At 61.0% G+C, this 26,398-nt stretch carries 17 protein-coding genes; 11 read left to right on the plus strand and 6 right to left on the minus strand.

All coding sequences use genetic code 11. The features are described 5' to 3' along the window. Positions 1–329 precede the first annotated feature (329 nt). Positions 330–1,814: a sodium/proline symporter PutP gene (gene putP / locus FHK92_RS27180; RefSeq protein ID WP_181290914.1), complete on the plus strand. Its 1,485-nt coding sequence runs from the start codon at positions 330–332 to the stop codon at positions 1,812–1,814. Positions 1,815–1,888: 74 nt separating this feature from the next. Here putP and FHK92_RS27185 read toward each other — a convergent pair whose 3' ends face one another. Next, positions 1,889–2,389: a DUF2165 family protein gene (locus tag FHK92_RS27185; RefSeq protein WP_181290916.1), complete on the minus strand. Its 501-nt coding sequence runs from the start codon at positions 2,387–2,389 to the stop codon at positions 1,889–1,891. 265 nt (positions 2,390–2,654) lie between these two features. Here FHK92_RS27185 and FHK92_RS27190 point away from each other — a divergent pair, with 265 nt between their 5' ends. Both FHK92_RS27190 and FHK92_RS27195 read left to right on the plus strand, forming a co-directional pair. After that, on the plus strand, positions 2,655–4,691 hold the full coding sequence (locus FHK92_RS27190) for a type VI secretion system Vgr family protein (RefSeq protein ID WP_181290918.1): 2,037 nt from the start codon (positions 2,655–2,657) through the stop codon (positions 4,689–4,691). A gap of 138 nt (positions 4,692–4,829) precedes the next feature. Beyond that, the gene (locus tag FHK92_RS27195; protein ID WP_181290920.1) at positions 4,830–5,669 is read left to right on the plus strand and encodes a 23S rRNA (adenine(2030)-N(6))-methyltransferase RlmJ; all 840 of its coding nucleotides are present in this window, start codon (positions 4,830–4,832) and stop codon (positions 5,667–5,669) included. A gap of 119 nt (positions 5,670–5,788) precedes the next feature. On the opposite strand, the gene msrA is transcribed toward FHK92_RS27195, so the two are convergent. The 5 genes from msrA to aceE form a co-directional block, all read right to left on the minus strand. Next, positions 5,789–6,436: a peptide-methionine (S)-S-oxide reductase MsrA gene (gene msrA, locus FHK92_RS27200; RefSeq protein ID WP_181291037.1), complete on the minus strand. Its 648-nt coding sequence runs from the start codon at positions 6,434–6,436 to the stop codon at positions 5,789–5,791. Between the two features lie 84 nt (positions 6,437–6,520). Then, positions 6,521–9,214, minus strand: a complete 2,694-nt coding sequence (locus tag FHK92_RS27205; RefSeq protein ID WP_181290922.1) for a putative bifunctional diguanylate cyclase/phosphodiesterase — start codon at positions 9,212–9,214, stop codon at positions 6,521–6,523. Between the two features lie 193 nt (positions 9,215–9,407). After that, positions 9,408–10,802, minus strand: a complete 1,395-nt coding sequence (locus tag FHK92_RS27210) for an alkaline phosphatase D family protein (RefSeq protein ID WP_181291039.1) — start codon at positions 10,800–10,802, stop codon at positions 9,408–9,410. A 299-nt stretch (positions 10,803–11,101) separates the two neighbouring features. Continuing rightward, positions 11,102–12,745 carry a dihydrolipoyllysine-residue acetyltransferase gene (gene aceF / locus FHK92_RS27215; RefSeq protein WP_181290924.1) on the minus strand — a complete coding sequence of 548 codons (1,644 nt, stop codon included), beginning with the start codon at positions 12,743–12,745 and terminating at the stop codon, positions 11,102–11,104. 11 nt (positions 12,746–12,756) lie between these two features. Next, the gene (aceE, locus tag FHK92_RS27220) at positions 12,757–15,402 is read right to left on the minus strand and encodes a pyruvate dehydrogenase (acetyl-transferring), homodimeric type (protein WP_181290926.1); all 2,646 of its coding nucleotides are present in this window, start codon (positions 15,400–15,402) and stop codon (positions 12,757–12,759) included. A gap of 382 nt (positions 15,403–15,784) precedes the next feature. On the opposite strand from aceE, the gene glnE reads away from it, so the two are divergent. The 8 genes from glnE (at position 15,785) to FHK92_RS27260 (ending at position 26,339) form a co-directional block, all read left to right on the plus strand. Further along, entirely contained in the window at positions 15,785–18,724 is a 2,940-nt protein-coding gene (gene glnE / locus FHK92_RS27225; protein ID WP_181290928.1) for a bifunctional [glutamate--ammonia ligase]-adenylyl-L-tyrosine phosphorylase/[glutamate--ammonia-ligase] adenylyltransferase, read from the plus strand. 650 nt (positions 18,725–19,374) lie between these two features. Further along, entirely contained in the window at positions 19,375–20,409 is a 1,035-nt protein-coding gene (gene waaF, locus FHK92_RS27230; RefSeq protein ID WP_181290930.1) for a lipopolysaccharide heptosyltransferase II, read from the plus strand. 1 nt (position 20,410) lies between these two features. Then, positions 20,411–21,469 (plus strand): lipopolysaccharide heptosyltransferase I, encoded by a 1,059-nt coding sequence (gene waaC / locus FHK92_RS27235; protein ID WP_181290932.1) that lies wholly within the window; start codon positions 20,411–20,413, stop codon positions 21,467–21,469. Then, positions 21,469–22,590 carry a glycosyltransferase family 4 protein gene (locus FHK92_RS27240; RefSeq protein WP_181290934.1) on the plus strand — a complete coding sequence of 374 codons (1,122 nt, stop codon included), beginning with the start codon at positions 21,469–21,471 and terminating at the stop codon, positions 22,588–22,590. The genes waaC and FHK92_RS27240 overlap by 1 nt, the downstream gene beginning before the upstream one ends. Further along, the gene (gene rfaP / locus FHK92_RS27245; RefSeq protein WP_181290936.1) at positions 22,590–23,396 is read left to right on the plus strand and encodes a lipopolysaccharide core heptose(I) kinase RfaP; all 807 of its coding nucleotides are present in this window, start codon (positions 22,590–22,592) and stop codon (positions 23,394–23,396) included. Before FHK92_RS27240 ends, rfaP begins: the two co-directional genes overlap by 1 nt. Continuing rightward, a complete protein-coding gene (locus tag FHK92_RS27250) occupies positions 23,396–24,130 on the plus strand; it encodes a lipopolysaccharide kinase InaA family protein (protein WP_181290938.1) in 735 nt (244 codons plus the stop codon). Before rfaP ends, FHK92_RS27250 begins: the two co-directional genes overlap by 1 nt. Next, positions 24,127–24,879, plus strand: coding sequence for a lipopolysaccharide kinase InaA family protein (locus FHK92_RS27255; protein WP_181290940.1), 753 nt, complete (start codon positions 24,127–24,129; stop codon positions 24,877–24,879). The genes FHK92_RS27250 and FHK92_RS27255 overlap by 4 nt, the downstream gene beginning before the upstream one ends. Continuing rightward, the gene (locus FHK92_RS27260) at positions 24,879–26,339 is read left to right on the plus strand and encodes a lipopolysaccharide kinase InaA family protein (protein WP_181290942.1); all 1,461 of its coding nucleotides are present in this window, start codon (positions 24,879–24,881) and stop codon (positions 26,337–26,339) included. Before FHK92_RS27255 ends, FHK92_RS27260 begins: the two co-directional genes overlap by 1 nt. The last annotated feature ends 59 nt before the right edge of the window (positions 26,340–26,398 follow it).

The raw sequence follows: 26,398 nt of genomic DNA on the forward strand, positions 1-26,398 counted from the left end.
GGCGTCATTCCACGCCTGCACTTGCTTGGTGCATCTCTGTTTGGAAAACGAAGCTTTTTTGCACCAAAAGAGAGCAAAATGCGGCGTTTGTAGGGGGATTCCGACTGGGTGCAACTTATTTCAACGAAACTGGTTGCACCTAATTTGATTTGTTGAATAGCATTCGCGGCCAAGGTGCAACCGGCTCGGGTCGGAGTGCATCGGCTGATGGCTTTCCTGGGGAAACATCAGTCATAAATTTGCGGGTCCACAAAACGTCAGTACAACGTTCGCGTTGTCGGCGCTTTCAACTGCCACCGCACCATAAAAACAAAGCCAGGGCGTAACTCATGAGTGTTAGCAATCCTACCCTGATCACCTTCGTGATCTATATCGCAGCCATGGTCCTGATCGGCCTGATGGCTTACCGCTCCACCAACAACCTTTCCGATTACATCCTCGGCGGTCGCAGCCTCGGCAGTGTCGTGACGGCGCTTTCTGCCGGCGCTTCCGACATGAGCGGCTGGTTGTTGATGGGTTTGCCTGGCGCAATCTACATGTCCGGTCTGTCGGAAAGCTGGATCGCCATCGGCCTGATCATCGGTGCCTACCTGAACTGGCTGTTCGTCGCCGGTCGCCTGCGGGTCCAGACCGAGCACAACGGTGATGCGCTGACGCTGCCGGACTATTTCTCCAGCCGTTTTGAAGATACCAGCGGCCTGCTGCGGATCATCTCCGCGGTGGTGATCCTGGTGTTCTTCACCATCTATTGCGCGTCCGGCATCGTGGCCGGTGCCCGCTTGTTCGAAAGCACCTTCGGCCTGTCCTACGAGACCGCGCTGTGGGCTGGTGCCGCTGCGACCATCGCCTACACCTTCATCGGTGGTTTCCTGGCGGTGAGCTGGACCGATACCGTACAAGCGACGTTGATGATCTTTGCCTTGATCCTTACGCCGATCATCGTGCTGCTGGCCACTGGCGGCGTCGATACCACGTTCCTGGCCATCGAAGCGAAAGATCCGACTTCGTTCGACATGCTGAAAAACACCACCTTCATCGGCATCATCTCGCTGATGGGCTGGGGCTTGGGCTACTTCGGCCAACCGCACATCCTGGCGCGCTTCATGGCGGCGGATTCGGTCAAGTCGATCGCCAAGGCGCGTCGCATCTCCATGACCTGGATGATCCTGTGCCTGGGCGGCACCGTGGCCGTCGGCTTCTTCGGTATCGCGTACTTCTCGGCGCACCCTGAGGTGGCCGGTCCAGTGACCGAGAACCCTGAGCGCGTGTTCATCGAGCTGGCGAAGATCCTGTTCAACCCATGGGTTGCCGGCGTGCTGCTGTCCGCCATCCTGGCTGCCGTCATGAGCACCCTGAGCTGCCAGTTGCTGGTGTGTTCCAGCGCACTGACTGAAGACTTCTACAAGACCTTCCTGCGCAAGAGTGCGTCCCAAGTTGAGTTGGTCTGGGTCGGTCGCGCCATGGTGCTGCTGGTGGCGCTGATCGCCATCGCCCTGGCCGCGAATCCACAAAACCGCGTACTGGGCCTGGTGAGCTATGCCTGGGCCGGTTTCGGTGCCGCCTTCGGTCCGGTGGTCCTGATCTCCGTGATCTGGAAGAACATGACTCGCAACGGTGCCCTGGCCGGTATCCTTGTCGGTGCGATCACCGTTGTCGTCTGGAAGCATTTCGAGCTGCTGGGCCTGTACGAAATCATCCCTGGCTTCATCTTCGCCAGCCTGGCCATCTACTTCGTCAGCAAGGTGGGCACGCCTACCACCGGCATGCTGCAGCGCTTCGAAGCGGCTGAGAAAGATTTTCGCTTGAACCAGTAAGGCTTTCGGCGCGGCCTTCGCAGCCCGCAGAGCTGGAAAAAACGGCCCGTCTCCTTTGGAGGCGTGCCGTTTTTTTATGGGTGAGTGTCCAAGGTATCGGGCTGGTTGAGAAAGATCAGCACGCCCAACAGCGCCATGTAGAACCTGAACGCGGCATCCTGGCCATTCCAGGTCTCGGATTGCCACATCAGGAACCACTCGCCGCCGACGACCATGAAGCCGAAAAACCAGACGAAAAATCCCACCGTCAGCCCAACGACGGCCCACCCCTTGGCCCGATTGAAAACCACGCCATCCGCCATGCGTGCCCGCCAGAGTTTCAGCGCGCCGTAGGCCAGCAACACGGTGGTCATCGCTTCGCCGAGAATGATCAGCCAATAAGCTCCGTGCCACATCCAAGGCTTGTCGATGGCGCGATACCGGGCGGCATTGTCGGGGAAGGTGGTGTCCATGCTCAGTACATGCTGGACGAAATTGAAGTTGGAGCTGTAGTCCGTGACGTTGTTGAATACGGTCAGCAAGGCGAAGGCAGCCAGCGCGAGGATCATCGCGATTTTCGTGTAGCGGATTGTCATGGTTTGCGTCCTTGGCTATTTACGACGAAGGGACGTTATCACGCCGTTGCGCTGTACGAGGCCGGTCGTCGTGTAAGACGCAGCTGATTACTTCGTGCGAAGGCTTTCAATATCGCGATTTAAGAATTGTCCATCGGAAAATGCAGCGGGCCTCGCAGCTTTTAGCCTCTTGGGTGTAGGGGAAATCTGTTTTTTATCGCATCCGATCAACTTGGCGAATGGGTCATGCACAATCGCCCGCCTTTATTTCGCAGAGGCACATCGGATGTTCGCGCCTGCCAACCTACCGCGTTTCACGCTGACGCTCGACAGCGGGCCAAACGACCTCAAGGTGCTTGAGTTCAAAGGCACGGAAGCCATCAGCCAACCTTACTGCTTCGACTTGGAATTGATCAGCGAACGGCCTGACCTTGCGCTGGAGGAGCTGCTTCATCGCCAGGCTTTCCTGGGCTTCGATGACCGGGGCGGTGGCATTCACGGCCAGGTTTACTGTGTGGCGCAAGGCGATTCGGGCAAGCGCCTGACCCGTTATCAAGTCACGCTGGTGCCCCGCCTGGCGTACTTGCGTCATCGCATCAACCAGCGGATTTTCCAACATCTGAGCGTGCCGGATATCGTTGCCCTCGTCCTGAAGGACCACGGCATCCTGGCCGATGCCTTCCAATTCAGCCTTGGCGGGCAGTACCCCGAGCGGGAATATTGCGTGCAGTACGGCGAAAGCGACCTGGTTTTCATTGAGCGTCTTTGCGCCGAGGTCGGCATTCATTATCACTTCCGCCACAGCCCTGACGGCCATCTGCTGGTGTTCGGTGATGATCAGACGGTGTTTACGCGCTTGCCCGAATCCACGTTGTATCTGCCTGGCAGTGGCATGGCCGCCGCCGAGCCGGCCATCAAGCGCTTGGCGGTGCGGCTCCAGACTCGTACCACGGCCGTGACATTGCGCGACTATGACTTTCGCAAGCCTGGCCTGCTGTTACAGGCCAATCTCGACAACCAGCAACTCCCGACGCTGGAAAATTATCACTACCCCGGTCAGTTCACCGACCGCGACGATGGCAAACACTCGGTCCGGCGGACCCTCGAACGGCACGGCGCCGACGGGCGCCTGGCAGAGGGCGGCAGCGATGACAGCGCTTTTGCCAGTGGGCATTTCATGCGCATCAAAGAGCACCCGCGCAAGCAATGGAATGACCTGTGGTTGCTGACGCAGGTCGATCACCACGGTCGGCAACCGCAAGTGCTGGAGGAGACCGCCTCCGCCGGCCGGGATGAGTTCCAGGGCTACCGCAATGCCTTCCTCGCAACGCCGTGGGAGGTTTTCTTTCGTCCGCCGTTGCAGCACAGGAAACCGTCCGTCAGCGGCTTTCAGCCGGCGGTGGTGACCGGGCCGGTGGACAGCGAGATTCATTGCGATGAATTCGGGCGGGTCAAGGTGCAATTGGTCTGGGATCGTGACGGCGAGCGCGACGAGCATTCCAGTTGCTGGCTGCGCGTGGCGACCGGTTGGGCTCATGATCGCTACGGCAGCGTGATGATCCCTCGGGTGGGGATGGAGGTCCTCGTCGGGTTCATGGACGGCGACGTCGACAAGCCGCTGGTGGTGGGCTGCCTGCCGAACGGAGCCAACCCGGTGCCCCTCGACCTGCCGGCGGACAAGACCCGCAGTATCCTGCGCAGCCAGAGCAGCCCCGGTGGCGGTGGCTACAACGAATTGCGCATCGAGGACCGCAAGGGCGCCGAGGAGATCTACCTGAGGGCCCAGCGCAACTGGACCCAGCATGTGCTGCATGACCAGCGCGTGCAGGTCGATCATGAGCGCAGCATCGTCGTCTCCGGCTTGTCGCGGCATGAGCTCAAGGATGGCGAGCAGCGCATCACCGGAGGCCGACGCCAGGTTGAAGTTCGCCAGGACGACCATTTGATGGTGACAGGCGACCGGCACATCCGCGTCGCCAACCAGGCCCTCAACGCCGCCGGGGGATTCAGTGTCAGCGCTGGTCAGCAAGTCGTGCTGGAGGCGGGTGCCAGCGCGACCGTCCAGGCCGGCGGGCACTGGATCAATATCGGCCCGGGCGGAATCTTCAGCAGCGTGCCGATCCAGGTCGGCGGAGCGCCGATGGCAGCCATGGGCGCAGCACCCGTCGCGGCCGGCGCCGTGGAGAAACTGGCCGCCGCGTTGGCGCCAGTGCTGTCCTTGGCGCAAATACGCAGCCTGAAAAGCCCCGCGCCTTTCTGTGAGGAGTGCGAGCGCTGCAAGGATGGCGCTTGTGGCGTGTCGTTGGCACCGCTTGGGGGATAGGTTCGGGGCGGGCTGCCGAGCAGCCCGGCGGGAGCAAGCTCCCTTGCCACGGGTGAGAGATTATTGGGCCGCTCGGTCGCCAGTCCCTGACGTTGGGCGCGCTTCAAGGTAAACTCGTCGCCCTTCGCAGGAGCCGCCATGAATTATCGCCACGCCTTCCACGCCGGCAATCACGCCGATGTGTTCAAACACCTGGTCTTGACCCGTCTCATCGCCTTGATGTCGCGCAAGGAGCAGCCCTTCGCCTACCTCGACACCCACGCGGGCATCGGCTTGTACGACTTGCAGGGCGACCAGGCCAATCGCACCGGTGAATACCTGGAAGGCATCGCGCGGTTATGGGATCAGGACGACCTGCCGCCCCTGACCGCCGATTACATGAAGGTGCTGCACGAGATGAACCCGGACGGCCAGTTGCGCTATTACCCTGGCTCGCCTGAGCTGGCGCGGCGCCTGACCCGGTCGCAGGATCGGGTGTTGCTCAACGAGAAGCATCCGGAGGACGGCGTGCTGCTCAAGGACAACATGAAGGGTGATCGTCGCGTGGCGGTGCATCTGGGCGAAGGCTGGCACGTTCCTCGTGCGTTGCTGCCGGTGGCAGAGAAGCGCGCTCTGATGTTGATCGATCCGCCGTTTGAACAGCTGGATGAGATGCAGCGCTGCGCCGCCTCGCTCAAGGAGGCCATTGGCCGGATGCGCCAGACGGTGGCGGCGATCTGGTATCCCGTGAAAGACCAACGCATGTTGCGTCGTTTCTATCAGGACCTGGCGGGCACGGGCGCGCCCAAGTTGTTGCGGGTGGAGTTGCTCGTGCACCCGCTGGCCACGCCCAACAGCCTGAACGGCTCCGGCCTGGCCATCGCCAACCCGCCATGGGGGCTTGAGGAAGAGTTGCGCGAGTTGCTGCCGTGGCTGTCCAAGAAACTTGGGCAGACCCAGGGTGGGTGGCAGATGGATTGGTTGATCGCTGAAAGCTGATTTGGATGGCGACTGTGAGGACGCCATCGCGAGCAAGCTCGCTCCCACATTTGACCGAGTTGTACATACGATCCAGTGTGGGAGCGAGCTTGCTCGCGAAGCTTTTCAGTGCCAGGCGGTCAGATCGGGCAAGTCACGCCCGTGCCACCAATCCCGCAATACCCTTCAGGATTTTTCGCCAGGTATTGCTGGTGATACGCCTCGGCAAAGTAAAACGTCGGCGCTTCGTCGATTTCGGTGGTGATTTCTCCCAGCCCGGCCTTGCCCAGTTCAGCCTGGAACACGTCCTTGCTCTTCTTCGCCGCGTCCAGTTGCTCGGGCGTGGTGCAGTAGATCACCGAACGATACTGGGTGCCGATGTCGTTACCCTGACGCATGCCTTGGGTCGGGTTGTGCAGTTCCCAGAACATTTTCAGCAGGTCGTCATAGCTGACTTTCGCCGGCTCGTAGACCACCAGCACCACTTCGCTGTGGCCGGTCAGGCCCGAGCAGACCTCTTCATACGTCGGGTTCGGCGTAAAGCCTCCCGCATATCCCACCGCCGTACTGACCACTCCTTCACGTTGCCAGAACTTGCGCTCCGCGCCCCAGAAGCAGCCAAGGCCGAAGATCGCGAAATCGACGTCCATGGCAAACGGGCCCAGCAGTGGCGCGTCGAGGACGAAGTGTTTTTCCGGCACGGCCATCGGGGTTTCACGGCCAGGAAGAGCTTGATCGGGAGTAGGAAGCACGTTTTTGTTCACCAGGATTTCCGAGCGCAAGACCATCATCAGTCCTCTCAGTCAGATTGAATTGAGCGAAATAGGCCGTCAGTGTGCCTCAGAAAAGCCGCCGCAAGCTATAAGCGACTGTCAGACCAGCGGGCCGCGCGGGTAGCGCTTGAGCTTCTCGATAAGCTCTGTGCCGGGGATCGGCCGGTCGAAGAGGTAGCCTTGACCGACGTCGCAGCGGTGGCGGCGCAGGAAGGCGAGCTGCTGGGCGGTTTCGATGCCTTCGGCCACCACCTTGAGTTTCAGGTTGTGGGCCATGGCGATCACCGCGGAGGTGATTTCCATGTCGTCCTGGTTGTCCGGGATCTCATGGATGAAGCTGCGATCGATCTTGATGATGTCGATCGGGAATTTCTTCAGATAGCTCAAGGACGAATAACCGGTGCCGAAGTCATCCATCGCCAGGGTCAGGCCCAGGCGCTTGAGCTGGTCGAGTTGCAAGTGGGTGTCTTCGGTCGCTTCGAGCAGCAGGCCTTCGGTCAGTTCCAGTTCCAGCAACCGCGCGGGTAATTGTTCTTCCTTGAGGATGCTGGCAATCGAGGCCACCAGGTCCGGATCGGAAAACTGCTTGGGTGACAGATTGATCGCCACTTGTAGGTTGCCCAGGCCAGCGGCGGTCAGCTGTTTGCTCATACGGCAGGCCTGGCGGGCGATCCATTTGCCGATGGGGATGATCAGGCCGGTTTCTTCGGCCACGCTGATGAACTGGTCCGGGCGGATCATGCCCTTCTCCGGGTGGTTCCAGCGCAGCAGCGCCTCCATGCCCAGCAGGCGACCACTGCGCAGGCACAACTTGGGCTGGTAGAAGACATCCAGTTCATTCTGGGTCAGCGCCCGGCGCAGGTTGTTTTCCACGAACAGCTTGTAGCTGGCCTCGGCGTTCAGGGCCTCGGTGAACACCTGGACTTGGTGTTTGCCGTTGGCCTTGGCCTTGTGCAGGGCGAGGCCGGCGTTGCGCATCAGCGTCTGGGGATCGCGACCGTGCAGCGGCGCGCAGGCCAGGCCCACGGAGCCGGTTACGCTGATCAATTGGTTGTCGACGAACATCGGCTTGTCGAGTGTCATCAGCAACTGGCTGGCAATCTGCTGCCCGGCTTCCAGATCAGTGTCGTCCAACAGCACCGCAAATTCGTTACTGGCGAACCGCGCCAGGCTGCCGCTGGGGCTCAGGCTGTTGCGCAGGCGCCGGGCCAGGCTGATCAGCAGTTTGTCACCGGTCTGGTGGCCGAGGCTGTCGTTGATGCGCTTGAAGTTGTCGATGTCCACCAGCAGCAGGCTGATGGGCGAATCGCTGTCCCGGGCGAAGCGTTCATCGAGGTTGCGAATGAACGCCGGACGGTTGCCCAGGTTGGTCAGGTTGTCGGTGTACGCCAGGCGCTCGATGCGCTGCTGGGCCAGTTTGGTCTGGGTGATGTCTTCGTAGATACCGATGTAGTGCGTTAGTTCGCGGTTGTCGCCGTAGACCTTGGAGATCGACAACTGGCCCCAGTAGGGTTCGAGGTTCTTGCGCCGGCTCTTGAATTCGCCTTGCCAGCTGTTGCTCTGGGCCAAGGCTGAAGGCGCATCGAACAGCAGCTCGCTGAGGTTCTCCAGGGCTGGCAGCTCGGACAGACGTTGGCCGTGGACTTCCTCGGTGGTGTATTGGGTGATGGCGGTGAAGCTCGGGTTGACGTATTCCACCACACCGTCGCAATTGACCAGCAGGAACGCGTTGGCGCTCTGTTCCACGGCGCGCTGGAACAGATGCAGGGCGCTGGTGGCGGTGCGGCGGTTGTGGTTGTTGATGACTTGGGCGAATTGGTCCGCCAGTTCGCCGGCGAAGGCGATTTCGTCCGACTGCCAAGCGCGGGTGACGCCCACTTGTTCCAGGCACAGGACACCCACCACTTGCCCATCGATTCGGATGCTGGCGTCGAGAATCGCGTTGACGTCGCGGGCTCGCAGGTTTTCGGCCATTTCCCGGGTGCGCGGGTCGCGCATCGCATTGTGCGCGTCGATGGCTCGGCAGGTCTGCAGTGCCTCCATGTAATTCGGAAAGTCGTTGGCGTTGATGACATCCGGAAGGAAGTATTCCTGGGAGGCGCGGTTATAGGCCGAGATCGGCACCAATTTGCCGTCTTCCAGGTTCCAGATGCTCGCGCAGTCGATCTGATAGATGTCGCAGGCGCTGCGGGTGATCAGCTCGGCGGCTTCTTGCAATGAATTGTTGGCGCTGTAGCGCTGACGGGTCAGCAGCAGGATCAAGTCTTGTTGGGCGCGGACCCGATCCAGGTGCTGGAGCTGTTCCTGCTGGGCGCGCTGGTTCAATTCCAGAGCGATCTGCAGTCGCGAGTTCTGGGTTTCCAGGTCGACGGACGGCAAGGACGGCTGGTCCTGCAGCAGGTCGTCGACGACCAACAGATAACCGCGCAGCAGGTGACGATTGTGTTGCTTGTAGGCTTCACCGGTCTCCAGCAGGTTCATCGGCCCTCTGGCGGTGTGCAGCGTATAGCGGATCAGGTAATGGGACGCCTGGGCCAGTTGCTGCTGGATCGAGTCATGCAATTGATAGCGTGCTTCCGGCTCCATCAGGCTGGCGTAAGGGGAACTGACCAGTGAGCACAGTTCCACGGCCGGCAAGCCGAAGTAGCGTTCGCAATTGGGATCGAGGAACAGCAGCGCCCAGCTTGCTTCATTCAGCCGTTCGAAACGCAGCATACCGAGCCGCGAGGGCACCGGTAACTGCGTCACTACCTCGGCCGCCATACGGCTGGCGGCATCGGGTTGGCTTTTCATGGGGAAACTCGCTTCGAAAATGCTGATCGCGCCGGGCTGACGCCCTCGTCATTACGGATTGCCGCAAGGTTGCATCATTGCGGCCCTGGCTGACAAGAGACATGAAGGCCAAGTGCTATAAACCTTTTATCGGCCGACAAAGGGATTTCTCCAGTTACCAACCGATCAGAGGTATGCATTGGCCAGTCGCCGATCAGCGCAACGGTATATCGACGGTCTCCAGCGGAGCGCCGTCACGGTTATGAAACGTCACCTGAACGCTCTGGCTCGTGACTTTCAGCTGAGCGAAGTTGTCCTGGCTGATCACCCTGCTGGTCAGCTCATATTGGTACTTACCGGCTGGAGCCTGGGCCATGGGTTTACCGAAAATAAAAGTCGAGGCCTTGGCGTAGGGCAGCAGCTTGCTGTTGCAAAACGGCGACGAAACGATGGTATGAACCTGGAAGTCAGGATCCTGGCTATGAGCCAACAGGCTCGTCAGGGAGCCGTGCACGTCACCGGACACGAAAATCACGTTCTTGATCCGATGGCTGCGGATGGCCTCCAGCAATCGCAGGCGTTGCGCCGGGAAGGCTTGCCAGGCGTCTCCGCCATGGAATCGACGGTCGGGGTAGAACATGACGCTGGTGACGACGAACTTGACGCGAGCGGTGCTGTTAATCAGCCAGTCGAGCAGCGATTGTTCCTGTTCGGCATCCAGGATCCGCCGGTCCTCCATCGACAGGTTGCGTCGAGTCCGGCTGTCGGTCACGAACCACTCGATATCGCCGTGGGCAAATAAATACCAATAACGTGTCAGGGCTTGACTTAGCATGCCGTCGCTTAAAAGTTCATGGGCCGGGCTGTGGCTGGCTTGGTAAGTCTCATAGACGTCCAGCGCATTTGCATAAAATGATTCATCGTTCTTGTTTCTGTTGGCCGGCCAGTTGTCCTTTATTTCATGATCGTCGAGCATCATATAAGTGGGGACGCTGGACATTAATTTCTTGATGTGGGGTTGGGAAAATGCCGTGCGGTATTTAAATAACATGTCCTTGTGGCTGCGGTCCGGGGCAATGATATTCAAGTCGTCGAGATAAACCTGGTCTCCTGTCATCAACACGGCGCTGATGGGCGGATCGGCCTGTTCGACGATTCGGTTGATACCGGCGAACGTGCGGTCCCCCAGCGCCGGTCGCGATGGGACGCCAGCGGTGATCCGAAGATATCGGCAAGAGCCGACGATATAGCTGCGGGCCGCGTCGCTCTTGTCCGGTGGTGTGCGCAGTTGATAAACCTCCTTGGGCCATTGCAATGGCAATTCCAGGATGGTTTCCACGGTATGGGCCGGGCTCAAGGTGGATTTCCAGCCGGCCTGGTATTCATAAACGGTATCGGACTGGAGGTCTTTCAGTACTATGGCCGCGGAAAAATCGCGGTAGGAAAACAGTCGGACAAACTTTCCTATTGACCATGCGATGTCGCCTTTTCGCCTGTAGCGAACGCCGGCGAAGACGGGATTGTCATTGTCTCTATCGCCTCGTAGAAATACGCGCGCATGATCGGTCGTTGTATGGCCCAGAATAGGGCCGACAGTAGGCTTTAACATGTTCGAATCCATTCGAAGTTATAAAAGGTATTTGGTGGTTGAAGGCTGTTAGTGCGCGGACGGAACTATGCTAAAGCGTTGCATGCGATAAATAATTAGAGAGGAGGGGGCGTTTGTTGTGGGCAATGGCTAATAGAAGAAGTAGGCCTTGTTGCGTAACGCGGTAGGAAAAAACTGTGTGGATAAAGCGAATTTATCCCGGGCAAAAAAAGCCCCGCCAAATGGGCGGGGTTGAGGTACGAGCGTGGCGCTCGGAAAACGATTGCCGAACGGCCCTCCGCGAAGAGGGCCTTTCGGTGTTACAGCAGGATGGTGCGGATGTCGCCCAGCAGGTCGCTCAAGCGCTTGGTGAAGCGAGCGGCGGCGGCGCCGTTGATCACACGGTGATCGTAGGACAGCGACAGTGGCAGCATCAGCTTCGGCTGGAAGGCTTTACCGTCCCAGACTGGCTGAATGGTGGCCTTGGAAACGCCCAGGATCGCCACTTCCGGCGCGTTGACGATCGGCGTGAAGCCGGTGCCGCCAATATGGCCGAGGCTGGAGATGGTGAAGCAGGCGCCCTGCATGTCGTCGGCGGTGAGCTTCTTGCTCCGGGCTTTTTCGGCCAGGGCAGCGGCTTCGGCAGCCAGTTGCAGCAGGCTCTTCTGGTCGACGTTGCGGATGACCGGTACCAACAGGCCTTCCGGGGTGTCGACGGCAAAGCCGATGTGCACGTATTTCTTGCGGATCACCGCCTTGCCGCTTGGGGCCAGGGAGGCGTTGAAGTCCGGCAGTTCCTTGAGCAGGTGCGCACAGGCCTTGAGCAGCAGCGGCAACACGGTCAGCTTCACGCCGGCCTTTTCCGCCACGGCTTTCTGCGCGACGCGGAAAGCTTCCAGCTCGGTGATGTCAGCCTGGTCGAACTGAGTCACGTGCGGGATGTTCAGCCAGCTGCGATGCAGGCTCGACGCGCCGATCTGCATCAGGCGAGTCATGGCCACTTCTTCGGTCTCGCCGAAGCGGCTGAAGTCCACCGCCGGGATCGGCGGAATGCCCGCGCCACCGGTTGCGCCTTCGGCCGGAGCGTTCTTGGCCTTCTGCATCATGGCCTTGACGTAGGCCTGCACATCTTCCTTCAGCACACGACCGTGAGGACCGCTTGGGCCGACGGCCGACAGCTCGACACCGAATTCACGGGCCAACTGACGCACGGCTGGGCCGGCGTGCACCTTGGCACCGCTTGGCGCAGGCGCGGCGACCGGGGCTGGAGCAGCCTCGGCTTTGGCGGCCGGCGCGGCGGCTGGCGCTGGAGCTGGAGCTGCTTCAGCCTTGGCGGCCGGCGCAGCGGCCGGGGCTGGTGCGGCAGGTGCCGAGGCACCGGCCACTTTCAGCTTCAGGATCAGGTCACCGGTGCCGACTTCGTCTTCCAGCTTGACCTCGACGCTTTCCACCACACCGGCGGCTGGCGATGGGATTTCCATGCTGGCCTTGTCGGATTCCAGGGTGATCAGCGACTGGTCGGCTTCGACGGTGTCGCCGGCCTTGACCAGTACTTCGATGATCTTGGCCTTGCCCGACGAACCGATGTCCGGAACATGGATGTCCTGGACGGTGGCAGCGGCAGGTGCAGCGGCGGGTGCGGGAGCCGCTTCGGCAGCCGGCGCGGCGGCAGGCTTTTCAGCCGCTGCCGGGGCAGCAGCATGGGCGGCCGCTTCAGGCGCCGCAGCGGCGCCCTCGACTTCCAGCTCCAGCAGTTCGTCGCCTTCTTTCAGGCGATCGCCCAGCTTCACTTTCAGGCTCTTGATCACACCGGCCTTCGGCGCAGGCACTTCCATGCTGGCCTTGTCCGATTCAAGCGTCAGGATGCTCTGGTCGGCTTCGATACGGTCGCCGACCTTCACAAACAGTTCAATTACTTCACCTTCACCGCTGCCGATGTCAGGTACGCGAATGAGTTCGCTCACGAAAATTCTCCTCAGCAGTCCAGTGGGTTGCGTTTTTCCGGATCGATGCCGAACTTGGCGATGGCTTCGGCCACCACTTTAGGTTCGATATCGCCACGGTCAGCCAGGGCTTCCAGGGCTGCCAACACAACGAACTTACGGTCGACTTCGAAGAAGTGACGCAGCTTCTTGCGGCTGTCGCTACGGCCGAAACCGTCGGTGCCCAGCACTTTGAATTCCTTGGACGGAACCCACTGGCGGATCTGCTCGGCGAACAGCTTCATGTAGTCGGTGGAGGCGATGACCGGACCTTTACGGCCGTTCAGGCACTCTTCGACGTAGCTCAGCTTTGGCTTCTGGCCAGGATGCAGGCGGTTGCTGCGCTCTACGGCCAGGCCGTCGCGACGCAATTCGTTGAAGCTGGTCACGCTCCAGACGTCAGCGCCAATGTTGAACTCTTCACGCAGGATCTTCGCTGCTTCACGCACTTCGCGCAGGATGGTGCCGGAGCCCATCAGTTGCACGTGGTGCGCCGCTTCGCGGGTGTCTTCTTCGAGCAGGTACATACCCTTGACGATGCCTGCTTCCACGCCGGCCGGCATGGCTGGCTGCTGGTAGGACTCGTTCATCACGGTGATGTAGTAGAAGACGTCCTGTTGCTCTTCGGTCATCTTCTTCATGCCGTCCTGGATGATCACCGCCAGCTCGTAGCCGTAGGTCGGATCATAGGTGCGGCAGTTCGGGATGGTCCCGGCCAGCATGTGGCTGTGGCCGTCTTCGTGCTGCAGGCCTTCACCGTTGAGGGTGGTGCGGCCGGCGGTGCCGCCGATCAGGAAGCCACGGGTACGGCTGTCGCCAGCGGCCCAGGCCAGGTCGCCGATACGCTGGAAGCCGAACATCGAGTAGAAGATGTAGAACGGCAGCATCGGCTGGTTGTGGCTGGAGTATGAGGTACCGGCGGCAATGAAGGAGCTCATGGCGCCCGCTTCGTTGATGCCTTCCTCGAGAATCTGACCCTTCTTGTCTTCCTTGTAGAACATCACCTGGTCTTTATCGACTGGCTCGTAGAGCTGACCGACGGACGAGTAGATGCCCAACTGGCGGAACATGCCTTCCATACCGAAGGTACGGGCTTCGTCCGGGATGATCGGGACGATGCGCGAGCCGATTTCCTTGTCCTTGACCAGTTGCGCGAGGATCCGCACGAAAGCCATGGTGGTGGAGATTTCACGGTCGCCCGAGCCGTCCAGGATGGCCTTGAGGGTATCGAGTGGCGGCGTCGGGATGCTGAAGCTCTTGGCGCGGCGCTGTGGCACGAAACCGCCCAGGGCTGCACGGCGCTCGGCCAGGTAACGGGCTTCGGCGCTGCCTTCTTCGGGCTTGAAGAACGGCAGGTTTTCCAACTCGCTGTCCTTGACCGGAATGTCGAAGCGGTCGCGGAACAGCTTCAGGCTCTCGACATCGACCTTCTTGGTGTTGTGCGCGGTGTTCTTCGCTTCACCGGCACCGGTGCCATAACCCTTGATGGTCTTGGCCAGGATAACGGTTGGCTGCTCTTTGTGATTGACCGCCTGGTGGTACGCCGCGTAGACCTTGTACGGGTCGTGGCCGCCACGGTTGAGTTTCCAGATCTCGTCGTCGGACAGATCGGCAACCATCGCCTTGAGTTCAGGCGAGTTGAAGAAGTGCTCACGGACGAACGCGCCGTCCTTGGCCTTGTAATTCTGGTATTCGCCGTCGATGACTTCGTCCATGCGACGCTGCAGGATGCCGTCGACGTCCTTGGCCAGCAGTGGGTCCCAGAAACGGCCCCAGATGACTTTGTTGACGTTCCACTGGGCACCACGGAACACGCCTTCGAGTTCCTGGATGATCTTGGCGTTGCCGCGAACCGGGCCGTCGAGGCGCTGCAGGTTGCAGTTGATGACGAAGATCAGGTTGTCCAGCTTCTCGCGGCCGGCCAGGGAGATTGCGCCCAGGGATTCCGGCTCGTCGCACTCGCCGTCGCCCATGAAGCACCAGACTTTCTGCTTGCCTGGCTGGATGAAGCCACGGGCTTCCAGGTACTTCATGAAGCGTGCCTGGTAGATCGCCTGGATCGGGCCAAGGCCCATGGAAACAGTCGGGAACTGCCAGAAATCAGGCATCAGCCAAGGGTGCGGGTACGAGGACAGGCCGTTGCCGTCCACTTCCTGGCGGAAGTTGTTCATCTGGTCTTCGGAAATACGGCCTTCCATGAACGCACGGGCGTAGACGCCTGGCGATGCGTGACCCTGGAAGTAGATCAGGTCGCCGCCGTGTTCGTCGGTCGGGGCCTGGAAGAAGTAGTTGAAGCCGATGTCATACAGCGTCGCGCTGGAGGCGAAGCTGGAGATGTGACCGCCCAGGTCAGAATCTTTCAGGTTGGTACGCATGACCATGGCCAACGCGTTCCAGCGCACCAGCGAGCGAATGCGGCGTTCCATGAACAGGTCGCCAGGCATGCGTGCTTCGTGGGTAACGGGGATCGTGTTGCGGTACGGCGTGGTGATGGCGTAGGGCAGTTGCGAACCGCTGCGGGTTGCGAGTTCACCCATGCGGGTCATCAGGTAATGAGCACGGTCTTCGCCTTCTTTGTCGAGAACCGATTCCAGGGCGTCCAGCCATTCCTGGGTTTCGACGGGATCGAGGTCTTGCATGGCTTGCTCCAGGGCGGAAAGGCTACCAGAATCGGTTGCCTGAGTTTGCGACTGGCCTTGTGGGCAGACGATATAAATTCTTGGATTGCCGAAGGTTGTTTCGGCGGCGTGTAGTTTTACTACAAATCGTCGGCCGTTTCAGCCTTTCGAATGTATAGACGAGTAGTAAAACTACACATGAGCGGCTGATGGCCCCTCGTTTCGTTGTGAGAATAATCGTTACTGTTGGTCATTTGCCAACTCGAACAGGTAAAAACTTGATGCCGGCTGCCAATAAAATCAGAAAATCAGCTATTTATCATCTTTGTTCGACAGTCGATCAGGTAGTGTCTTCTGTAAAAACACTACATCCAGCCCTTCCTGCGCCGATCAAGGATAGACCATGAGCCTGCCCTCGCTTGCCGAAATACCGGCAATTCTCCAGTCATTGGTCAGTCGCGCCGAGCAGTCGTTCCGCGCGGCGGTCGCGCTCCTGGATGACGATCATGGATTGTCAGCCTGGACGCCGCAGCGTTGGGCCGAGTTCAATCGTATTGCCGCTGCCAGTGACTTCGTCGTCGAGCAAAGTGTACGAGACCCTTTGATGCTGTTGGAGCTTGTGCGCAGCGGCGAACTGGACCGCAGCCTGGCGCCCGGTGAAATGTGCACGCAGATCGGCGCCGCGGTTCAAGCCGCCGAAACCGAAGACGAACTGGGCCGCGTCCTGCGCCGCCAGCGTACCCGCCAGCAAGTGCGGATCATCTGGCGTGACCTGACCCGCCAGGCCGATCTGGTCCAGACCTGTCGGGACCTCTCGGACATGGCCGACACCTGCATCGACCAAGCCTATCAATGGTTGTATCAGCGTCTCAGCCAACAGTTCGGCACGCCCACCGGTCGACGCAGCGGCGAGCCGCAGCAGATGGTCATCCTGGGCATGGGCAAGCTGGGCGCGGTGGAGCTGAACCTGTCGTCGGACATCGACCTGATCTTCGCCTACCCCGAAGGCGGCGAAACCGTTGGCGCCAAGCGACCATTGGATAACCAGGAGTTTTTCATCCGCGTCGGCCAGCGCCTGATCAAGGCCCTTGACCCGATGACCGTCGATGGCTTTGTGTTCCGCGTCGACATGCGCCTGCGCCCCTACGGCTCGGCCGGTGCGCTGGTGCTGAGCTTCAACGCCCTGGAGCAGTATTACCAGGACCAGGGGCGCGACTGGGAACGCTACGCGATGATCAAGGCTCGGGTGGTGGCGGGCGACCAGGTGGCCGGCGCGCAACTGCTCGACATGCTGCGCCCGTTCGTTTATCGCCGTTACCTGGATTTTTCCGCCATCGAAGCGCTGCGGACGATGAAGCAGTTGATCCAGCAGGAAGTGCGGCGCAAGGGCATGGCCGACAACATCAAGCTGGGTTCGGGTGGCATTCGCGAGGTGGAGTTCATTGCCCAGGCGTTCCAGCTGATCCATGGCGGGCGTGACTTGAGCTTGCAGCAGCGGCCGTTGTTGAAGGTGCTCGGCACGTTGGAAGGCCAAGGCTATCTGCCCTCCAAAGTGATCGACGAGTTGCGCCAGGGCTATGAGTTCCTGCGCTATACCGAGCATGCGATCCAGGCCATTGCCGACCGCCAGACCCAGATGCTGCCGGACAGTGCCCAGGATCAGGCGCGTATTGCGTTCATGCTGGGCTTCGCTGATTGGACAGCGTTCCACGAACAACTGATGTACTGGCGCGGGCGCGTGGCGTGGCATTTTGGCCAGGTGATTGCCGATCCCGATGAGGAAGCTGGTAGCGAAGGCGAAGTGGCGGTGGGCGGCGAATGGCTGCCGCTGTGGGAAGATAGCCAGGACGAGGAAGCGGCGTGTCGCCAGTTGGAAGAGGGCGGTTTTGCCGATGCGTCCAAGGCACTGAAGGCCTTGGCAGCGCTGCGCTCGAGTCCGCAGTTGCGCGCCATGCAGCGCTTGGGACGTGAGCGCCTGGACGCCTTCATTCCGCGCCTGCTGGCCCAGGCGGTGGAACATGCCGACCCAGACCTGGTGCTGGAGCGAGTATTGCCATTGGTGGAGGCCGTGGCTCGCCGTTCGGCCTACCTGGTGCTGCTGACAGAAAACCCGGGCGCACTGCGTCGCTTGCTGACGCTGTGCGCGGCGAGCCCGTGGATCGCTGAACAGATTACTCGTTTCCCCTTGTTGCTCGATGAATTGCTCAACGAAGGCCGCTTGTTCAAGCCGCCCTTGGCGCCAGAGTTGGCGGCGGAGCTTCGTGAACGCCTGACGCGTATTCCCGAGGATGATCTCGAGCAACAAATGGAGGCGTTGCGGCACTTCAAACTGGCCCACCGTCTGCGGGTGGCGGCTTCGGAAATCGCCGGCAGCCTGCCGTTGATGAAAGTCAGCGATTACCTGACCTGGCTGGCCGAGGCGATTCTCGAACAAGTGCTGGCGCTCGCCTGGCGCCAGACCGCAGCCAAGCATGGCGTGCCGTTGCGTACCGACGGCAGCTTGTGCGATCCGGGTTTCATTATTGTCGGTTATGGGAAGGTTGGCGGTCTCGAATTGGGGCATGGTTCCGACCTGGACCTGGTGTTCATCCACGATGGCGATCCGCAGGCGGAAACCGATGGCCCGAAACCCATCGACGGTGCCCAGTTCTTTACCCGGCTCGGCCAGCGGATCATCCATCTGCTGACGGCCCAGACCAACTCCGGGCAGTTATATGAAGTGGACATGCGTTTGCGACCGTCCGGCGCATCGGGTTTGCTGGTCAGTTCCTTGGGGGCGTTTGCCCGCTACCAGGAGAATGAAGCCTGGACCTGGGAGCATCAGGCGTTGGTGCGCGCGCGGGTCTTGGTGGGTAGCCCGGATGTGGGCCAGGCCTTCGAGAAGGTTCGCGTCCAGGTGTTGGGACGCAAGCGGGACTTGCCGACGCTGCGCCAGGAGGTGAGCGAGATGCGCGCCAAGATGCGTGACAACCTTGGTAGCAAGGCCACCGCCGCCGGGACCGCGCCGAATGCCTTCGAAGCCACGGCGCCCTTCGACCTCAAGCAAGATGCCGGAGGTATCGTCGATATTGAATTTATGGTGCAATACGCGGCTTTGGCGTGGTCCGAGGAGCATCCTTCGCTGGTGCGCTACACCGATAACATCCGCATCCTGGACGGGCTGCAGGAGGTCGGGTTGATGCCCGCCGAGGATGCCACGCTGTTGCGCGAGGCCTACAAGGCCTACCGCTCCGCCGCCCACCGCCAGGCTCTGCAGAAAGACGCCGGGGTGATCGCAGGCGACCAGTTCGCGGACGAGCGCCGGCAGGTGATGCGGATCTGGCGGGAGCTGGGGCTCAGCTGAAATGGATTTGCGGTGCTGCACGGTATTGAAGCTTGTGCAGGACCCTGTGGGAGCGAGCTTGCTCGCGAAAGCGGAGTGTCGGGCGCATTGATATTGGCTGTGCCGGCCCCTTCGCGAGCAAGCTCGCTCCCACAATGGATTTGCGGTGTGGCACGGTATTGCGAGCCTATGCAAAACCCCTGTGGGAGCGAGCTTGCTCGCGAAAGCGGTGGGTCAGGCGACATTGATGTTGGGATGCGCCGACCTCTTCGCGAGCAAGCTCGCTCCCACAATGGATTTGTGGTGTGGCACGGTATTGCGAGCCTATGCAAAACCCCTGTGGGAGCGAGCCTGCTCGCGAAAGCGGTGGGTCAGGCTACATTGATGTTGGATATGCCGGCCCCTTCGCGAGCAGGCTCGCTCCCACAATGGATTTGTGGTGTGGCACGGTATTGAAGCCTGTGCAGGACCCCTGTGGGAGCGAGCTTGCTCGCGAAAGCGGTGGGTCAGGCGACATTGATGTTGGGATGTGCCGGCCTCTTCGCGAGCAGGCTCACTCCCACAGTTTTGATTGGCGGTGTGTTGTAGATTAGGGCCACAGGCAACGACCTAAGCCACAGTGATTCTCGAGGCGGGGAGGCGTAGGCCTCCCCGTCGTTTTTGGAAAACACATGAATATTCTGATCGTTGGGCCCAGTTGGGTCGGTGACATGGTGATGGCGCAGACACTGTTCCAGTGCCTCAAGCAACGTCACCCACAGTGCGAAATCGATGTCCTGGCCCCGGAATGGAGCCGGCCGATCCTTGAGCGCATGCCCGAGGTGCGCAAGGCCTTGAGCTTTCCGCTCGGCCACGGCGTGCTGGAGCTGGCGACCCGGCGGCGCATCGGCAAATCCCTGGTCGGCCAGTACGACCAGGCGATCCTGTTGCCCAATTCATTGAAGTCGGCGCTGGTGCCGTTCTTTGCCGGCATCCCCAAGCGCACCGGCTGGCGCGGTGAGTTTCGCTATGGCCTGCTCAACGATGTGCGCGCGCTGGATAAAGACCGCTATCCGCTGATGATCGAGCGCTTCATGGCCCTGGCCTACGAGCCGGGCGCCGAATTGCCCAAGCCGTACCCTCGACCGAATCTGCAGATCGACCCGGTAACGCGCGAAGCGGCCCTGGCCAAGTTCGGCCTGACCCTGGATCGCCCGGTATTGGCCCTGTGCCCGGGCGCCGAGTTCGGCGAATCGAAGCGCTGGCCGGCGGAGCATTACGCCCAGGTTGCCGAGGCGAAGATCCGCGAAGGCTGGCAAGTCTGGCTGTTCGGATCGAAAAACGATCACTCGGTGGGTGAAGACATCCGCTCGCGGCTGATCCCCGGTCTGCGGGAAGAGTCGGTCAATCTCAGCGGTGACACGTCCCTGGCCGAGGCCATCGACTTGTTGTCCTGCGCCGACTCAGTGGTGTCCAACGACTCCGGCCTGATGCACGTGGCCGCCGCGCTGAACCGTCCGTTGGTGGCGGTCTACGGCTCCACTTCGCCGGGCTTCACCCCGCCGTTGGCGGACAAGGTCGAAGTCGTGCGCCTGGGGATCGAATGCAGTCCATGCTTCGATCGCACCTGCCGTTTCGGTCACTACAACTGCCTGCGCCAGCTCATGCCGCCGTCGGTGAACGAAGCCCTGGAGCGTTTGCAGGGCACTCCCGTGGAGGTCCGGTAACTTGCGGGTATTGCTGATCAAGACTTCTTCGCTGGGGGATGTGGTCCACACGTTGCCAGCGCTGAGCGATGCGGCGCGGGCTATTCCGGGCATCAAGTTCGATTGGGTGGTGGAAGAAGGTTTCGCCGAAATTCCCACCTGGCACCCGGCCGTCGGCAAAGTCATTCCAGTGGCGATACGGCGCTGGCGCAAGAACCTCTGGCAAACCATCAAGAGTGGCGAATGGCGGCGCTTCAAACAAAGCATGCGCGCCGAAAAATATGATCTGGTGATCGATGCCCAGGGCCTGTTGAAAAGCGCCTGGCTGACTCGCTACGTCAAGGCGCCGGTCGCCGGCCTGGATAAAGACTCGGCTCGCGAACCCTTGGCGGCGCGTTTTTATTCCCGGCGCCTGGCGGTGGCCCGTGGTCAGCATGCGGTGGAGCGCGTGCGTCAGTTATTCGCCCTGGCGCTGGGCTATGACTTGCCGCAAACCCAGGGTAACTATGGCCTCGACATCGACCGGCTGGTGGAATTGCCACGACCCTATCCCTACGTGGTATTCCTGCACGGCACGACGTGGGAGTCCAAGCACTGGCCCGAGCTTTACTGGCGCCAGCTCACCGAGCGCATGGGCCAATTCGGCGTTGTGGTGAAACTGCCTTGGGGCAATCCGGCCGAGAAGGCCAGGGCCGAGCGCATTGCCAATGGGCTGCGCAATGCCCTGGTATTGCCGAAGCTGAACCTCGGCGGCATGGGCAAGGTGCTTGCCGGCGCCCAGGCTTGCGTGGCGGTGGACACCGGTCTTGGTCATCTGGCTGCGGCCCTGGACGTGCCGACCATTTCGCTGCTCGGTCCGACCAATCCGGTGCTGACCGGCGCCTATGGCAAGGGTCAGATTCACCTCGCCAGTGATTTCCCTTGCGCGCCGTGCATGCAGAAACAATGCACTTATCCACCAACCGCCGAAGATGCCCGGCGGTTTGACCTGAAACGCGAGCAGCCCCTGTGCTTCACGCGTCTGAATCCCGAGCGTGTTGCCAGCCACCTGAGCACGTTATTGGCTGAGGAGCCGCGCTGATGCAATTGGCTTTTGTCCTTTACAAATATTTCCCTTTCGGCGGCCTGCAGCGTGACTTCATGCGCATCGCTCTGGAATGCCAGCGACGCGGTCACCAGATCCGCGTCTACACGCTGATCTGGGAAGGCGACGTGCCGCCCGGCTTCGAAGTGCTGGTGGCGCCCGTCAAGGCGCTGTTCAATCATCGCCGCAACGAGAAACTCAGCGCGTGGATGGAGGCCGACCTGGCCAAGCGCCCGGTGGACCGGTTGATCGGCTTCAACAAGATGCCCGGCCTGGACGTGTACTACGCCGCCGACGGCTGCTTCGAAGACAAGGCGCAAAACCTGCGTAATTCGCTGTACCGGCGCTGGGGCCGCTACCGGCATTTTGCCGAGTACGAGCGGGCGGTGTTCGCCAAGGATGCCAAGACCGACGTACTGATGATCTCCGAAGTCCAGCAGCCGCTGTTCATCAAGCACTACGGCACGCCGCTGGAACGCTTTCACTTGCTGCCGCCGGGCATCGCCCAAGACCGCCGTCGGCCTGCCGACGCTGACGAGATCCGTGCTGCGTTCCGCGCTGAATTCGATCTGGCCGACGATGACCTGTTGCTGGTGCAGATCGGTTCCGGATTCAAGACCAAAGGCGTGGATCGCAGCCTCAAGGCCCTGGCCGCGTTGCCGGCCGAGCTGAGAAAACGCACCCGGCTGTTTGTAATTGGCCAGGACGACCCCAAAGTATTCCAATTGCAGAGCGCCGCGCTGGGTCTGGGCGACAACGTGCGGTTCCTCAAGGGCCGCAGCGACATCCCGCGTTTCCTGTTGGGCGCCGACCTGTTGATCCATCCGGCGTACAACGAAAACACCGGCACTGTCTTGCTTGAAGCACTGGTGGCTGGGTTGCCGGTGCTGGTCAGCGCGGTGTGTGGGTACGCCCATTACATCGCCGAGGCCGACAGTGGCCTGGTGTTGGACGAGCCGTTCGAACAGGCGCAGCTCACCGAGTACCTGGGGCGGATGTTGAATGACGCCGATGCCAGGGCAGCCTGGAGCCGCAACGGTCTGGCCTTCGCCGAGACGGCGGACCTCTACAGCATGCCGCAGCACGCGGCCGACGTGATATTGGCGGAGCACGCTTGATGAAATTGATGCTGGCCGAACCGTTCAAGAGCCTTTGGGCCGGGCGCGATGCGTTCGCCGAAGTCGAAGCGCTTCAGGGCGAGGTCTATCGTGAGCTCGAAGCCCGGCGCACCCTGCGCACGGAGGTGGACGGTCGCGGCTTTTTCGTGAAGATTCATCGCGGCATTGGCTGGGGCGAGATCTTCAAGAACCTGCTGACCGCCAAGCTGCCGGTGCTCGGCGCGGGTCAGGAATGGAAGGCTATCCAGCGCCTGCAAGAGGTCGGCGTGCCGACCATGACGGCCGTGGCATACGGCGAAAAGGGCAGCAATCCGGCGGACCAGCATTCATTTATCGTCACCGAAGAGTTGGCGCCGACCATCAGCCTTGAAGACTTCAGCATCGACTGGGTCAAGCAAGCGCCGCCGCCCAAGCTCAAGCGCGCCCTGATCGCCGAAGTGGCGCGCATGACCGGCATGATGCACCGCGCCGGCGTCAACCATCGCGACTGCTACATCTGCCACTTTTTGCTGCACACCGACAAGCCGGTGACACCCGAGGACTTCAAGCTCTCGGTGATCGACCTGCACCGCGCCCAGACCCGCCCGGCCATTACCACCCGTTGGCGTAACAAGGACCTGGCGGCCCTGTATTTCTCGGCGTTGGACATTGGCCTGACTCGCCGCGACAAGCTGCGTTTCCTCAAGGGTTATTTCCAGCAGCCGCTGCGCCAGGTCCTGGCGCAAGAGGCTTCGTTGCTGGCGTGGCTCGAAGGCAAGGCCAACAAGCTGTATGAACGCAAACAGCGGTACGGGGATGCGCTCTGATGTCGGGTTGGAACCTGGAGCCGGCCTACGTTGAACTGGCGCAGGACTTCGGCAGCCTCGATGCGGTATTCGCCCTCCAGGGAGAGCGCCTGACCCGCGATCCGCTGTCGGAGGTGATCCGCATACAGCGCAACGGCGTGAACTACTACGTCAAGCGCTACGTCGGTGCCGGCAAAGGCTTGCGGCGCTACCTGGGCAAGCCACGGGTCAAGTCCGAGTGGCAGAATCTCAAGCGATTCGCCAAGTGGGGGATTCCCACGGCCGAGATTGTTGCCTGGGGCCTGGAGCGACGTGGCGCAGCGTACGATCGCGGGGCGATGATCACCCGTGAACTGCCTCGTACCGAAGACCTTTCAGCCCTGGCCGAGCGCCACGATCCGCGCCTGCGCGATCACGCCTGGGTCGATAGTGTCAGCCGTCAACTGGCCGGCTACACCCGAACCATGCACGATCACCGCTTCACCCATAACGACCTGAAGTGGCGCAATCTGCTGATCGACGACCAGGCGCGACTGTTTCTGATCGACTGCCCGAATGGCGATTTCTGGCGCGGCTTCTGGCTCAAGTATCGGATCACCAAGGACCTGGCCTGTCTGGACAAAGTTGCCAAGTATCATCTGTCGGCCACCCAGCGCCTGCGTTTTTACCTGCAATACAGCCAGCGCGACCGGCTCGATGCGTGTGACAAAAAACGCATCCGCCATGTAGTGAGATTTTTTGAGGGACGTGAATGACTGATTTCCTGGCCGCTGAAGACCGGGCGTTGCTTGCGCGTCATGGCCTGGACACTTTCGAGGCTCTTTGGTCGCGAGAACTGGACGCCGTCGATGAGCCCAATACCGCGGGCGGAGGCTGGAGCAGCGTGTTTCGGCTGGATCTCGAAGGGCAGGGCTATTACCTCAAGCGCCAGAGCAATTACCTGACCCGGACCTTGTCGCACCCTTTTGGCGAGCCCAGTTTTTCCAGGGAGTTTCGCAACATCAGCCGGTATCGCCAGTTGGGGATTCCTGCCCTGCAAGCTGTGTTCTATGGCCAGCGAAAGGTGGCCGGCGAAGTGCGGGCGATCTTGCTGACGCGTGCACTCGACGGCTGGGATGACCTGGATTCGCTTCTGCAGCGCTGGCCGAGCCTGACGGCAGCGCAGCGCACCACGATCCTCGACGCTTGCGGGCAGTTGGCTCGACGCCTTCATGCCATGCATCAAGTGCACGGCTGTTTCTATCCAAAGCACATCTTCCTGCAAGCCACTGCCGATGGTTATCAGGCGCAATTGATCGACCTGGAAAAAACCAGGCCGCTGTTGTTTGGCCAGCGGGATCGGGTCAAGGACCTGGAGCCTTTGCTGCGCCGGGCGCAAATCTGGAGCGAAGAAGATGTCCGCCAGTTGCTGTCTACCTATCTGGACCAGCCCCTTGGCGGAGCGCTGGTGGATCAATGGATGAGTCGGCTGAGCGCTCGACGCACCCATAAGGAGGCCCGCTGATGCATCTGTCGGAATTGAAACGCGCCGGCCGCAGCCCGAGCCTGCCCTTGAGCGTGGAGCTGGCCGATGCCGCCGGTCCGGCACAATTGCAGCTGCTTTCACTGTTGCGGGTGTTGCCGGGGCAGCGTTACGTCGGTGCCGGTATCTGGCGTGGCCGGCCGGTGCTGGCCAAGTTGCTGGTGGGCGGCAAGGCGCCTCGGCATTTTCAACGTGAGCTGCAAGGCGTTCGCCTCCTGGCGGAGCAGGGGCTGACGACGCCATTGTTGTTGGCCGATGGCTTGAAGGACGGCGAGGGTGGCTGGCTGCTGTTCGAACTGCTGGAAGAGGCGGAGAGTCTTGGCGACGCCTGGAAACAGGTTGAACGTCTGCCGATGTTGGCGGACGAACAAACGGCAGTCTTGGCCGAGGCCCTGGACGCGATTGCGCAACTGCACAGCAAGGGCCTGTGGCAGGAAGACTTGCATCTTGACAACCTGCTGCGCCACGGCGGCAAGCTCTATCTGATCGATGGTGCCGGTATTCGCGCCGAAAACCCGGGGCAGCCGTTGTCGCGGCAGAAGGTGTTGGAAAACCTCGGGGTATTCTTCGCCCAGCTTCCCAAGTCCATCGAGCCGTTCAATGAAGAGCTGCTGGTGCATTACCTGTTGGGCAACGCCGAACACGCCCTGCCGATGGAGGCGCTGCAAAAACAGATCGACAAGGTGCACGCCTGGCGGCTGAAAGATTTTCTCGAAAAGGTCGGGCGCGAGTGCAGCCTGTTCAGCGTGCAGCGCGGACCGTTCGGGCTGCGAGCGATCCGTCGTGATGAAGAGGCCGCGATGGTCCCAGTGCTGGAGCAGGCCGATGAGTTGCTCGACCAGGGGCACTTGTACAAGACAGGCGGCGCGGCCAGCGTCGGCAAGGTCGAGACGGCCGACCGGACCCTGGTGATCAAGCGCTACAACATCAAGAACTTCGCCCACTGGCTCAAGCGCTTCTGGCGCCCAAGCCGCGCCTGGCATTCCTGGCGCGAGGGGCATCGACTGGCTTTCCTCGGCATCGCCACGCCCAAGCCGCTGGCGCTGCTGGAAAAGCGTTTCCTCTGGCTGCGCCGAGGGGCTTACCTCGTGACCGAGCACCTATCGGGCCCGGACATCATCGAACGCTTCTCCCCTTACGTGGACAGCGGCGAAGCCCCCGAAACTGAGCTGCTGGCGCTGGATCGCTTATTCGCTGATCTGATCCGCGAGCGCATCAGTCACGGCGACTTCAAGGGGCACAATCTGTTCTGGCAAGACGATCGTTGGGCGTTGATCGACCTCGACTCGATGTGCCAACACCGCAGCCAGGCCAGCTTTGCCCAAGCCTATGCGCGGGATCGGGCGCGGTTCATGCGTAATTGGCCTGAGGGGAGTGCGTTGTATCGGATGATTGATGGGCGGTTGCCCAGACATGCTGAAAGTGCGCCAACTGCCTTGTAGCGGGTCCCTGTGGCGAGGGAGCTTGCTCCCGCTCGACTGCGTAGCAGTCGCAAGACCTG

Origin of the sequence: Pseudomonas brassicacearum subsp. neoaurantiaca, assembly GCF_013608025.1 — a bacterium.
Taxonomy (GTDB): Bacteria; Pseudomonadota; Gammaproteobacteria; order Pseudomonadales; family Pseudomonadaceae; genus Aquipseudomonas.